We start from the raw sequence: 13,829 nt of genomic DNA, 5'->3' as shown, positions 1-13,829 counted from the left end.
ATGTCGTTTGCCCACCAACTAAAACAGGAGATTTACGAAGCAAGACCGACCGAACGCGAGCTGAGGCTTGCCCAGGCCTATGGTCTTTTGCTTTTTTCCAAGGGATTTTCTCGGTCGTCGGTGTCGATCCAGACCGAGCACGAACAGACCGCAAGGCTGTTTTGCAGCGAGATCATCGACCTGATTGGGATAAAAACCAGTATTTTATACAGCGAGTTTGAAAAGAAGAACGGCAGTACCGTGTTTACCGCGGCGGTGGAGGCGGAGGAGGATCGAGAGAATATCCTGCGCTTTTTCGGGCACGATCCGGACGAGCTCAGCCTCCGCATCCACGAGAAGAACCTGCATTCGGAGCGGGCTGCGGCTGCCTTTGTGGCGGGGGCTTACCTCGCCTGCGGCAACGTCACCGATCCGCAGAAGGATTACCACCTGGAATTTGTTACCCCGCACCGCGGCCTCTGTCGCGATTTGATCGGGCTCCTCTCCGGGCCGTTGGAGCCGCCGCGGATGACCACACGGCGATCCTCCTGCGTGGCGTATCTCAAGGAGAGCGAGGCCATCGAGGACATGATGACCTATATGGGGGCGCCCAAATGTGCGCTGGCCATGATGGAGATCTCCATTTATAAGGACATGCGCAACAAGGTAAACCGCGTCACCAACTGTGAGACAGCCAATATCGAAAAAACGGTGACCGCAGCGGCAGCCCAATGTGAGGACATCCGCACCATCATCGCGGCCCGTGGGCTGGAATCCCTCCCCGATGAGCTGCGCGAGATCGCCGAGCTGCGGGTGCAAAACCCGGATATGAGCCTGCGCGAGCTGGGGGAGGCGCTTTCTGAGCCTCTCTCTCGCTCCGGGGTCAACCACCGGCTCAAGCGGCTGTCAGCCATCGCCGATCAGATTCGTGGGACAAAATAGCCGGTCAGTCAACTGGAAAGGGGACGAATCATTGGAACAGTTTGTGCATCTTCACGTACATACCGAATACAGCCTGCTCGACGGCGCCTGCCGCATTCCAAAGCTGGTGGAGCGGGTAAAAGAACTGGGGCAGCCCGCCTGCGCAATCACCGATCACGGCGTGATGTACGGCGTGGTCGACTTCTATAAGGAGTGCAAAAGGCAGGGGATCAAGCCGGTGATCGGCTGCGAGGTCTACGTCGCGCCGCGCACCCGCTTTGATAAGGTGTTTAAGATCGACAACAGTCCTTACCACTTGGTGCTGCTTTGCAAAAATGAGACGGGCTACCGCAACCTGATCAAAATGGTGTCGCAGGGATTCACTGAGGGCTTCTACTCCAAGCCGCGCATCGACTGGGAGCTGTTGCAGGCTCACCATGAGGGGCTAATCGCACTCTCCGCCTGCCTCGCGGGCGAAATCCCGCGCCGGCTGACCCAGGGGGATTACGAGGCGGCTAAGGAGACCGCGCTGCGCTACCGCGACCTGTTCGGCAGGGAGAACTACTACATCGAGCTTCAGGATCACGGCATCCGCGAACAGAAGATGATCGTTCCCCATCTGATCCGTCTGGCGGAGGAGGTCGGCGTCGAGCTGGTGGCCACCAACGACGCGCACTACATCCGCAAGGAGGATGCGAAGATGCAGAACGTGTTGGTCTGCATCCAGACCAACCGCACGGTCAACGACCCCTCCGACATGGAATTTGCAACCGAGGAATTCTACATCAAGTCGCGTGCGGAGATGCTGGAGGCGTTTCCGCAGCTGGAGCGCGCCATGGATAACACCGTCAGGGTAGCGGAGCAGTGCAACCTCGATTTTGAGTTCGGCGTGACCAAACTGCCGTTTTATACCGCTCCCGACGGCCGCGACAACGACGAATACTTTACCTCCCTTTGCTGGGACGGCCTGAAAAAGCGATACGGCTCGTCCCCAGACCCCGCAATTGTGGAGCGTCTGGAGTACGAGCTCAGCGTCATCCGCAAGATGGGTTATGTCGACTATTTTCTGATTGTATCCGACTTTGTCAACTATGCGCGCAGCCACGACATTCCGGTGGGACCGGGGCGCGGTTCGGGTGCGGGCAGCATCGCCGCTTACTGCATCGGAATCACCGGCATTGACCCTATCCGCTACAACCTGCTGTTTGAACGCTTCCTCAACCCTGAGCGCGTCTCGATGCCCGACTTCGACATCGATTTTTGTTACGAGAAACGGCAGCAGGTGATCGACTACGTGGTGGACAAATACGGCGCGGATCACGTGGCGCAGATTGTCACCTTCGGTACCATGGCGGCGCGCGGCGCGCTGCGCGACGTGGGACGAGCCCTTGCGATCCCCTATCAGACGGTGGATGCAGTGGCGAAATCGGTGCCGATGGAGCTGCACATGACCCTGGACAAGGCCCTGGCGGTTTCGGCCGAGTTTAAAAATTACTATGAATCCGACCCACAGCTGCACGAGCTGATCGACACCGCGCGCAGCCTCGAAGGGATGCCGCGCCATTCCTCCACCCATGCGGCGGGGGTGGTGATTACCCGGGACCCGGTGGACACTTATGTGCCGCTTTCTAAAAACGACGAGTCGGTGGTGACGCAGTTCCCCATGACCACGTTGGAGGAATTGGGCCTGCTGAAGATGGATTTTCTGGGCCTGCGCACCCTCACGGTGATCGACGACGCGCAGCGGATGATCCGCCGCCGCACCCCGGATTTTGACATCAACGAGGTTTCCCAGGAGGATCCGGCGGTGTTCGCGATGCTCACCAAGGGCGAGACCGAAGGGGTGTTCCAGTTTGAATCGGCGGGCATGTGCCGCACCCTGGCCGGCCTCGGCCCGCAGTCGATCGAGGACATGATCGCGGTGATCTCACTCTACCGACCCGGCCCGATGGAGTCGATCCCGCGGTACACCAAAAACCGCCACAACCCTGAACTGGTGACCTACAAGCATCCCCTGCTTCAGCCGATTTTGGATGTGACCTACGGCTGTATCGTCTATCAGGAGCAGGTGATGCAGATTTGCAGGCAGCTGGCCGGGTACTCCTACGGGCGCGCCGACCTGGTGCGCCGCGCCATGAGTAAAAAGAAGGCCGACGTGATGGAAAAGGAGCGCCACAACTTTATTTATGGCCTGCAAAATGAGGACGGGACCTGGGAGTGTGAGGGCGCGGTGAGGCACGGCGTGCCCGAGGCTGTGGCCAACGATATTTTCAACGAAATGAGTTCGTTTGCTGCCTATGCGTTCAATAAATCGCACGCCGCAGCTTACGCTGTGGTGGCTTATCAGACTTCCTACCTCAAATGCCATTATCCGCGTGAGTTTATGGCCGCGCTGATGACCAGTGTGCTGGATAATACCGACAAGATCATCGAATATATCGATGAATGCAGCCGGCTGCAGATCCGGGTGCTGCCGCCCGATGTCAATTTCAGCGACGAGGGCTTCACGGTGGTGGGGGACGACATCCGCTTCGGGCTGCTCGCAGTGAAGAATCTCGGCCGCGGGTTCATCCGCGACCTGCTCGCTGAGCGGCAGAATGGACGCTTTGAAAACTTCACCGATTTTTGTGAACGGATGCACGGCAAGGATCTCAACAAGCGAACGATCGAAAGCCTGATTAAATGCGGGGCGCTCGATTCGTTCGGAGCCAACCGCAGGCAGATGCTCACCGGCTATGAGGCGGTACTGGGCAATCTGGACGAAATTAAAAACAAGAACGTGGCAGGTCAGGTGAGTCTGTTTGAGACCGTCTCAGCCGGGGCGCCCAAGGAGGAATACCGCCTGCCGGACGTGACGGACTACTCATCGGCTGAGCGCCTGGCAATGGAGAAAGAGACCACCGGCCTGTTCCTTTCCGGCCATCCGGTGGGGGAGTATCAGGCGGCGATCAAGGCGATCGGCGCCAAGCGAATTTTGGAGGTGGCCAACGAGGGCTACGATAACCTGCCCGTGGAGATTGTCGCGATCATCACCGGGAAGTCGGTCAAGACCACCCGCCGCAATGAGACGATGGCGTTTCTCACGATCGAGGACACCACCGGCTCGATGGAGGCGATGGTGTTCCCCAAAACGCTGGAAAGCTACGGCTCGCTGTTGCAAAAGGGCGCTGTGTTGGCGTTTGCGGGACGGATCAGCGTGCGCGAAGAGGAAGCTGCCAAGCTGCTTTGTGAGCGCGTATCCGCCGTCAGTACAAGCGGGGAGCGCAGCGAAGCAGGGGAGCCAGCGTCCGGTGCGCCGCGAGAAAAACGCCCCCAGCTCTATCTCAAAGCGCCTTCGGTAGGTGCGCCTGCGTTTGACCGCGCGAAAAACCTGCTCGAAATTTTTGAGGGGAACACGCCGGTGTTTGTCATGTTTGCGGATACCGGACGCCTGACCCGCGCCCCGCGCGCGCTGTGGGTCGACCTCAACGACGTGTTGGTGCGCCAGCTCCGCGTAGTTTTGGGGGAAGAAAACGTCAAAATCGTAGAAAAATGAATATAAAAGAAACATTTTTGACTAGCGCTCCGTTCTGCCATCGGGTATAATAAACGAGGATGTTTAAATTTTGTCAATTCCGTTTTTGAAACAGAATGTAGATAGGAGAGATTGTCATGGAAAATAAGCAGAAAACGATTGCAGTGCTCACGAGCGGCGGCGACGCCCCCGGCATGAACGCGGCGATCCGTGCGGTGGTTCGCACCGCCCTGCACCGCGGGATGCGTGTGCTCGGTGTAAGAAGAGGTTATAACGGGCTCATCAACGGCGATATGGTGGAACTCAATTATCTCTCAGTTTCCGATATTATGCACCGCGGCGGCACGATCCTTTACACCGCCCGCTGCGCCGAATTCCGCGAGGATGCCGGTGTGGAGAAAGCGAAAGAAACCTGCATCAAAATGGGCATCGACGGCGTTGTGGTCATCGGCGGCGACGGTTCTTACCGCGGCGCGCGCGATCTATCCCTGAAGGGGATCCCCTGTGTGGGTCTGCCGGGCACTATTGATAACGACATTTCCTCCACGGAATATACCATCGGCTATGACACTGCCATGAACACTGTATGCGACATGGTCGACCGCCTGCGCGACACTTCGCAATCGCACGACCGCTGCTCGGTGGTCGAGGTCATGGGTCGCAAAGCGGGCTATATCGCGCTCAATACCGGTATTGCCTGCGGCGCATCGGTCATTCTGATGCCTGAGGTTCCCTACGATCTGGAGAAGGATGTGCTCGACAAGATCCGCAACGCGCACAAGACCGGTAAGCAGCACTTTATCGTGATGGTGGCTGAGGGCGTCGGCGGCGTGGAAGAGCTGGCCAAGAAGATTGAGGCTGCCACCGGCATCGAGACCCGCGCCTGTGTTTTGGGCCATGTGCAGCGCGGCGGCGCGCCGTCCCTGACGGACCGTGTCGCAGCCACTAAGATGGGCTACCATGCGGTGGAGCTGCTTGAGCAGGGCATTGGCAACCGCGTGGTCGGTTTACAGTGCAACGAGGTGGTCGATTACGACATCCTCGAGGGCCTTGAGATGGTCAAAACCATCGACACCAATCTGGTGCGCATCGCGGAAGAGGTTTCTCTGTAATTGAGGAGTTTTTACATCTGAAAGAGCGGCAGACGGGGTTACCCGTCTGCCGTTTTTGATTGGTTTTGGACAGGGGCATATCTCTTTTCCGGGTCACATATATGTAAAATGGCGGATGCCTGGCAAAATTTGTTGCAATGAAGCGGTCGAATCGGTGCAATAAAAAGTCGGGAATTTGCTACTAAACTATTGATAATTTTTTACGTAAAGTATATGATGAAGATGATACTGAAAATGGGGAACTTTGTACATTTTTGCACTTTACATTACAATATGGAGAAAAACGGTTCAATATGGGGGTCAACATGAAAAAATTTCTTGCCATTTTTTTGTCGGCAGTGCTGATGCTTTCCGCCGCTGGCTGCTCATCCAACAAACCCAGTGTGCCCGAGGATATGATCAGCGGAGAGGACATCATCCTTTCGCGTGAAGATGAAGAACCGCTCGTCTCCCAGAGCGAATACCCCGATACGGATGATTCCGAGGCGTTGGAATCAAGCAGTTCGTCGGAATCCTCATCGTCCTCGCAGAGTGCCGCTTCGTCCGAATCCGCCTCCAGCTCACAGGCTCCGTCCAGTCAGGCCGAAAGCAGCTCCAGCTCTTCCCAGCCGGAGAGCGCGCCTGAGAGTTCTGAGGAGCCAGAACCAGAGAGCGCTTCGCCCACGATTTCGGGCGAAGTGCGCGCGATTTGGATTTCTTACCTCGATCTTGCGCCGATGATCAAGGGAAAAAGCAAGAGCCAGTTCCAATCCAACATCGGGGCGGCGTTTGACGACTGCGCCGACCTCGGACTGAACACCGTGATCGTGCAGGTTCGTCCGTTTGCCGATGCGCTGTACGATTCGGCTTATTTCCCCTGGTCGTACCTGGTCAACTCCGGCAATATAGAGGGGAAAAGCCCCGGCTACGACCCGCTGCAGGTGATGGTCTCGGCGGCGCATTCCCGCGGCCTGAAGATCGAGGCGTGGATCAACCCCTACCGTGTGCGTGCCAACGGCAGCAAGGTCTCGCTCTGCGACGACAACCAGGCGCAGCAGTGGCTGGATGAGGGCAGCGACAATGTGGTGGAGTTCAACGGCGGTATCTACTACAACCCCGCGCGCGAAGAGGTTCAGGATCTGATTGTAAACGGTGTGGAGGAGATCGTCTCCAACTACGATGTCGACGGCATTCACTTCGACGATTATTTTTATCCGTCCCCCGATAACAGCTTTGACAGCGCGGCTTACAAGGAGTATAAAAACGCAGGCGGCGGCAAGAGCCTGGGCGACTGGCGGCGGTCGAACGTGGATACGCTGGTCAAACGGGTTTACAAGGCGATCAAATCGATCGATAGCTCCTGCACGTTTGGCATCAGCCCCCAAGGCAACCGCAGCAATAACTGGAGTCATCAGTACATCGATGTGGAAAAATGGGTGACCAACACCGGTTATGTCGATTACATATGCCCCCAGATCTACTGGGGCTACAACAATTCCAGCGCCCCGTATCAGTCGGTTTTGGAGGAATGGAACGACCTGATCGGCGTGTCCAAGGTGAAACTGTATGTGGGCTTGGCGGCCTATAAAATCGGTAACTCCGAAAGTGATTTTATCAACAATTCCAATATGATGAAGCGGCAGGTGGTTTCCGCGCGCGAACAGAGCCGGTATCAGGGATTTGCCCTCTATCGCTACGATTCGCTGTTCAATCCGGATGCGGGGTGCCGGTCGCAGGTTGCCAAGGAACTGAAGAATCTGGAATCAATTTTAGATTGATCTCCGGTTGAGATGTAAAAATGTGGTGGGCCGGGGGCCCAGGGAAAGGTTGGATAGAGTGGCAAAAAATATATTTCACAATCGGAAAGTGATCGCGATCATCTTGTCGTCGATCTTTCTTGTGATCACCTTGACCACCGGCGTGCTCGCCGCGCTCAACACGGAGGCACGGATGAGCAGGTCTTCGGAGGAGGACAGCAGCGCGAGCGAAAGCCTGCCGGGGGAGGATTCCGGCGAGGAATCCTCCCAGGAGGACAGTGCAGTGGTCGCGCCGGTGACGTTCCAGCGCCCGCGGGAGCTGCGCGCGGTCTTTCTGGTGCCTGGCACCGATTTTCTTCGGAACGGTACGGACGAGGCGTCGGTCAAAGCGGAGGTGGACAAGTCCCTCGCGGACGCGGTCTCCTTCACCGCCAATGCCGTGGTAGTGGACACCATGTACGATGGCGAGCCGATTTACAAGGCGGACGGCTTTGACGCCCTCGGCTATCTGTGCGAAAAGGCCCAGGAGCAGAATCTGTTGGCTTACGCGACCCTTGACCTGCTCCACGGTCAGGACGATATCGACAACGCCCTGCTCGACGATCTGGCGGATGAGGCGGCCGATCTGGCGGGCAGTTATCCGCTCGCAGGGGTGTTTGTCCAGAACTTCTGCATGGACCAATCCTCGGGCGGTTTCGCGGCCTACCAGGCGAGCGGGACCGGCATGGGGTACGCTAACTATATGAAGTCGATGACCGCAGCGGCTTTCCGCGCGGTGTCAGAGGCGATCCGCGACGCCTCGCCAGAGACACAGGTCGGCATCTATACCCCGCCGGTGTGGGCCAACCAGTCGTCCGATGAAGCAGGCTCCAATACCAACTCCGGTTATCAGACGCTGATCGACGGCAATGCGGATACCAAGGCATGGGTGGAGGACGGCCTGGCCGACTTTGTGGCGGTACAGGCGACAGGATACACCAGCGACCCCAATCTGCGTTTTTCCAACGTGGTCTCCTGGTGGGGGGAGCTGTGCGATGCAAACGACATCCCCGTCTACCCGGTACATATGGCCACCAAGGTGGGCGACAACTGGGACGGCGAGGAGCTGGCCCAGCAGTATTTGGAGGCGCGCGACATCGCGGGCTTCGGCGGCAGTGTGTTTGACTCGCTTGCGGCCATCACTGCGAATGTGCAGGGCAGTACCGACCGCCTGCACCGCGCGATGAACGACGAAATCGACCTCAGCTACATCCTGGAGAAGCTGGAACTCACCCAGCCTTCTCAGATGAACATCACCACCACCAATCCCACCTATACCATCATGGGTGCGTCCGACCCCGACTTTCCGGTGCTGATGAACGGGGAGGAGATCGAGCGCAACGAGAGTGGTTACATCAACATCACGGTGGAGCTGGAGGAGGGTCCCAACACCTTCAATTTTAAACACAAGGAGCAGGACCTCACCTACACGATCACCCGCAAGACTGAGGTGCTCAAATCGATCACCCCGGCCGAGGCGTCCACCCTGGAGGGCGGCATGATTCTAACGGTGACCGCCATGGCTTATCCCGATGCATCGGTGACCGCCAAGATCAACGGCTCCACCATCAATCTGACCAAGGCGGAATCGAGCGAAGAGGACGATCAGACCGAGAAAAATGAGTCGTATGTAAAATATATCGGCACCTACAAGACGCCGGTGGTCAAGGGCAACACCAACATCGGCAGCGTCGTTGTGACTGCCTCTGCGGGCGGCGCGAGCCGCACGCTGCAAAGCGGCGCGATCACCCTCACCCCGCCCATCGAGATTGGGGACGGCGAGCTGATCGAGGTCAAGGTGCCGAGCGCTGAGACCTTCCCGGACGATACGCTCAACGACATTTCCAACAGCGCTTATTATCCGATCTGTCAGGGAGCCCGCGACTATACGGTGAGTAACAAGCTCGCCTATACCGACAGCACCGGCACCCACTACTACTATCTGCTTGAATCCGGCCGCAGGGTGTACGCCGACGACATCCGCGTCATTCAAGGCGGCGACGACCTGTACAACAACAAGGTCACCTCCGCCTCTATCAAAAGCAGCGGCGGATATACCTACGTCACCTTTGCAACCAACAAGCCGGTGTCCTATACCTTCGGCCATTCCAATGGAAAAATCACCATCAAGTTCCATTACACCGATTCGGTGCCGGGCAGTGCGAAGATCAGCAGCAACCCGATGTTCGCGTCGATGAGTGGTTCGGGCTCTACAGTCACACTCAACCTCAAGAACTCCAACGGTTTTATCGGTTATACGGCGGCCTATGAGGGGAACGACCTGGTGTTCAAATTTAAGAACTCGCCCGGTGGCCTTTCCGGCGCCCGCATCTGGATCGACCCGGGCCATTCGGCCGATTCGGTCGGCGCGAGCGGTTCTTATCCGGGGCAGCACGAGTACCACATCAATCTGGCGATCGCCAAAAAGTTGAAATCCATCTTGGAAGACAACGGCGCTACGGTAAAAATGCTCAACAACAGCAGTTTTGTCGAGTTGGAGGATCGTATGCAGCAGGCCAAGGACTTCAATCCCCATGTGTTGGTGAGCGTGCACGCCAATTCGGCGGGCAGCAACAGCTCTGTGCGCGGTTCGGAAGCCTACTATTTCTACGGATTCTCATCGGGGCTGGCAAGCCGGGTGTCCAGCGGTATGGCGAACGCGCTGAATACCACCAACCGCGGTGGCAAAAAGGGCCTCTACCATATGACGCGCACCTCCGAGTTTGCGACCACCCTGTCGGAGACCGGGTTCCTCACCAACAACACCGAATACGAGAAGATGCTCAGCAGCAGCTATCAGCGCTCTGTGGCGGCGGGCATCGCCAACGCGATCAACGATTACCTGGCAGCAGCGGCTGGCAGCTCCTCCGGCGGGGGCGTCGATTGGGATGACGAAGAGGAAGAGGACGAAGAGACCGTGCCGGTGACCGGTGTAACCCTCGACCGTTCCACCCTGTCCCTGGCGGTAGGCGAGAGCGCCACCTTGGAGGCCACGGTGAAGCCGAACGACGCGACCGATGACAAGGTGACTTGGACCAGCAGCAAAGAGAGCGTCGCCACAGTGAGCGCGAGCGGAAAGGTGACCGCAAAGGCCGTGGGAACAGCGACCATCACCGCGACCACACGCGACGGTAAAAAGACGGCGAGCTGCGTGGTGACGGTCACTGCCGAAGCCACCGGATCAAAGCTCACCTCGGTGAAGGTTGACGACTACGACGACGAGCTCGTGGTGGGGGACAATTATTCCTTCGAGGCGATTGTCACGCCGGGGGATGCGAGCAATGTCTCGCTCACCTGGTCGGTGGACGACACGAACGTCGCCACGATCAACAAGAGCAGCGGCATCCTGACGGCCAAGAAGGCGGGCAAGGTCAAGGTGACGGTGACTGCAAAGGACACCAGCACCACCAAGACCGATACCGTCACCATCAACGTCGTGGAGACCCCGTCGGCAACCTCGGTCCGGTTGGACAGCAGCTCCCTGACAATCAAAGCGGGCAGCTCCGAACAGTTGATTGCGACGATCCGTCCCTCCGGCGCCACCGCCAAGGTGACTTGGAGCATGAAGAAGGGCGGCCTGGGTATCAGCGTGGACTCGGACGGCATCGTCAGTGTGGATGAGGGGATCACGAGCGATGTCACCGATATCGTGGTTGCTACTATCAAAACTGCGGACGGCAACAAGACTGCCGAATGTGTGGTGACTGGTAAGGCGGATACGGGCGGCGGTTCGTCCTCCTCCGCGCCGGAGTCCGGCCCGGAGGAGGTGCGGCTCGACACCGATGAGCTCGACCTTGTGGTGGGGGAAAACGGTGTGCTGACCGCAGAGCTTTTGCCGGATGGTACGGGCGGATCGGTCACCTGGACGTCGAGTGACGACAAGATCGCTTCGGTGTCCGGCGGCAAGGTCACGGCCAGAGCTCCCGGCAAGGTCACCATCAAGGCGACTGCCAAGAACGGAAAATCGGCCTCCTGCACGGTTACAGTCGAAGAGGAATGACAACCATATCCCCAAATATATGAGAAAAAGCAATAAAAATTTATTAAAAAGAGCAGGGAATTTTTTATCGTTCCCTGCTTTTTTCTGTTGATAAAAGCAGGTATATCCGATATAATCATAGGTAGAAGTTCTAAAGAATTCTATATTTGGTGTTATTTTTTTATCAAGTTTAGAATTGTTCCAGTAATGAGCGCAAAAGGAGTGTTTGTTTTGTTTCAAATAGTGAAAAAGGAGCAGCTCAACAGCGCGGTGACGCGGATGGAAGTGGAGGCGCCGTTTATTGCCAAGAAAGCCAAGGCGGGCCAGTTCATCATCTTCCGCATCGACAGCCACGGGGAGCGCGTCCCTCTTACCATCGCAGATACCGACGCCCAGCGCGGCACAGTCACCATCATCTTTCAAGCGGTGGGCCGCTCCACCAAGATGCTCGCCCAGATGAACGAAGGCGATTTTCTGGCCGATTTTGTCGGCCCGCTGGGCAAGGCGACCGAACTGGAAGGCTATAAAAGGGCCTGTGTGATCGGCGGCGGCGTGGGCAATGCAATCGCATATCCCTCCGCCAAGGCACTGTACAATATGGACTGTGAGGTCGATGTGATCGCAGGTTTCCGCAGCAAGGACATCGTCATCCTGGAGGATGACTTCAAAAAAGTGTGCAACCACCTTTATATCACCACCGACGACGGTACATACGGTGAGAAGGGCTTTGTCACCAACAAATTGCAGGAGCTCATCGACGCTGGCAATCAGTATGACCTGGTCATCGCCATTGGGCCGATCCCGATGATGAAGTTTGTCTCCAAGGTCACAGAGCCATACGGCATCAAGACGCTGGTGTCGCTTAACCCGATCATGATCGACGGCACCGGCATGTGCGGCGGCTGCCGCGTTTCAGTGGGCGGCGAGATCAAGTTCGCCTGTGTCGACGGCCCGGACTTCGACGGCCACTTGGTGGACTACGACGAGCTGATGAAGCGCAACACATTTTATAAGGAGCAGGAGCGCCATGACGCGGAGCATTGCCGCCTGCTGAACCAAACGGTTTGATTGAAGGAGGTAGATTGCAATGCCAAACATGGCTCCCAAAAAGGTTCCGATGCCGGAACAGGAACCAGATGTGAGAAATCATAATTTTGAAGAGGTCGCTCAGGGCTACACCGAGAAAATGGCGGTGGAGGAAGCGACCCGCTGCCTGAACTGCAAGAATAAGCCGTGCGTGTCCGGATGCCCGGTGAATGTCCGCATCCCCGAGTTTATTGCCAAGGTAGCGGAGGGAAACTTTGCTGAGGCGTACAAAATTGTCACCAGCACCAATGCGTTGCCCGCAATCTGCGGTCGCGTCTGCCCGCAGGAGAACCAGTGCGAGGGCAAATGCGTGCGCGGCATCAAGGGCGAGCCGGTGGCAATTGGCCGCCTGGAGCGCTTTGTCGCGGACTGGTATATGGCAAACTGCACCGAAAAGGCGAAAAGGCCTCAGAGCAACGGCCACAAGGTCGCCATCATCGGCGCGGGTCCGGCGGGCCTTTCCTGTGCAGGTTCGCTGGCCCAGAAGGGGTTTGAAGTCACCATCTTTGAGGCGTTTCACACCGCAGGCGGTGTGCTGGTCTACGGCATCCCCGAATTCCGCCTGCCCAAGGAGAAGGTTGTCGCCAAGGAGATCGAAAAGCTCAAAGAGCTGGGCGTCAACATCATGACCGATATGGTGATGGGCAAGGTTCTCTCAATCGACGAGCTGTTTGACGAGATGGGCTTTGAAGCGGTGTTTGTGGGCACCGGCGCGGGTCTGCCGAACTTTATGAAAATTCCGGGTGAGGATCTGTTGGGTGTCTATTCCGCCAATGAGTACCTCACGCGCATCAATCTGATGAAGGCATATCAGGAGGGCTACGACACCCCGATCAGCCATTGCGACGATATCGCTGTGGTGGGCGGCGGAAATGTGGCGATGGACGCAGCCCGCTGCGCCAAGCGCATGGGCGCCAAAAATGTGTATATCGTCTACCGTCGTTCGATGGATGAGCTGCCCGCGCGTGCAGAGGAGGTCCATCACGCGATGGAGGAGGGGATCGAGTTCCGCCTGCTCACCAACCCGGTGCAGATTCTGGGCGACGAGAACGGCGTGGTGCGCGCCATCGAATGCGTCAAAATGGAGCTGGGCGAGCCCGATGCGTCCGGACGCCGCCGTCCTGTTCCGGTCGAGGGCAGCAACTTTGAGATCCCGGTCGAAAGTGTGATTATGTCGATCGGAACGTCCCCCAATCCGCTGATCCGTTCCACCACCCCGGGCTTGGAAGCCAACCGCCATGGCTGTTTGGTGGCGGACGACCATGCGGCGACAACCCGCGAAGGGGTGTTCGCGGGCGGCGATGCGGTAACCGGCGCGGCTACAGTCATCCTCGCGATGGGCGCGGGTAAGACCGCGGCGGAATCAATCGAACAGTACATCCTCAGCAAGCAGAACTAATTTGTAGACCTCTGAAGTTACCGGCGGGCGTTGCCTGCCGGTACTTTTTTGTTTGGCTTCGTCA

The 13,829-nt window shown here is 57.5% G+C and carries 7 protein-coding genes; all 7 read left to right on the top strand.

Annotated features, from left to right (window positions below):
• The 7 genes from whiA to gltA all read left to right on the top strand — a co-directional run bounded on the left by whiA (position 1) and on the right by gltA (position 13,765).
• Positions 1-921: a DNA-binding protein WhiA gene (whiA, locus tag H8711_RS06895; protein WP_249282737.1), complete on the top strand. Its 921-nt coding sequence runs from the start codon at positions 1-3 to the stop codon at positions 919-921.
• Positions 922-952: 31 nt separating this feature from the next.
• Entirely contained in the window at positions 953-4,435 is a 3,483-nt protein-coding gene (locus tag H8711_RS06890) for a DNA polymerase III subunit alpha (protein WP_249282736.1), read from the top strand.
• A 116-nt stretch (positions 4,436-4,551) separates the two neighbouring features.
• Positions 4,552-5,526 carry a 6-phosphofructokinase gene (pfkA, locus tag H8711_RS06885; protein WP_249282735.1) on the top strand — a complete coding sequence of 325 codons (975 nt, stop codon included), beginning with the start codon at positions 4,552-4,554 and terminating at the stop codon, positions 5,524-5,526.
• A gap of 305 nt (positions 5,527-5,831) precedes the next feature.
• Positions 5,832-7,283, top strand: a complete 1,452-nt coding sequence (locus H8711_RS06880; protein ID WP_249282734.1) for a family 10 glycosylhydrolase — start codon at positions 5,832-5,834, stop codon at positions 7,281-7,283.
• A 58-nt stretch (positions 7,284-7,341) separates the two neighbouring features.
• Positions 7,342-11,301, top strand: a complete 3,960-nt coding sequence (locus H8711_RS14205; RefSeq protein ID WP_249282733.1) for an Ig-like domain-containing protein — start codon at positions 7,342-7,344, stop codon at positions 11,299-11,301.
• A gap of 210 nt (positions 11,302-11,511) precedes the next feature.
• Complete coding sequence (locus H8711_RS06870) at positions 11,512-12,348, top strand: sulfide/dihydroorotate dehydrogenase-like FAD/NAD-binding protein (protein WP_249282732.1); 837 nt, start codon at positions 11,512-11,514, stop codon at positions 12,346-12,348.
• Between the two features lie 19 nt (positions 12,349-12,367).
• The gene (gene gltA, locus H8711_RS06865; RefSeq protein WP_249282731.1) at positions 12,368-13,765 is read left to right on the top strand and encodes an NADPH-dependent glutamate synthase; all 1,398 of its coding nucleotides are present in this window, start codon (positions 12,368-12,370) and stop codon (positions 13,763-13,765) included.
• Positions 13,766-13,829: the final 64 nt, after the last annotated feature.

Origin of the sequence: Ligaoa zhengdingensis (assembly GCF_014384885.1) — a bacterium.
In the GTDB taxonomy this organism is placed as follows: domain Bacteria; phylum Bacillota; class Clostridia; order Oscillospirales; family Ruminococcaceae; genus Ligaoa; species Ligaoa zhengdingensis.
Note: the sequence above shows the minus strand (reverse complement) of the source record. Positions and strands in the feature narration are given on the sequence as shown.

What these genes read in the sequence shown, in the direction of transcription:
- whiA (WP_249282737.1), top strand. Translation starts at nt 1, where the DNA reads ATGTCGTTTGCCCACCAACTAAAACAGGAGATTTACGAAGCAAGACCG.
- pfkA (WP_249282735.1), top strand. Translation starts at nt 4,552, where the DNA reads ATGGAAAATAAGCAGAAAACGATTGCAGTGCTCACGAGCGGCGGCGAC.
- H8711_RS06880 (WP_249282734.1), top strand. Translation starts at nt 5,832, where the DNA reads ATGAAAAAATTTCTTGCCATTTTTTTGTCGGCAGTGCTGATGCTTTCC.
- gltA (WP_249282731.1), top strand. Translation starts at nt 12,368, where the DNA reads ATGCCAAACATGGCTCCCAAAAAGGTTCCGATGCCGGAACAGGAACCA.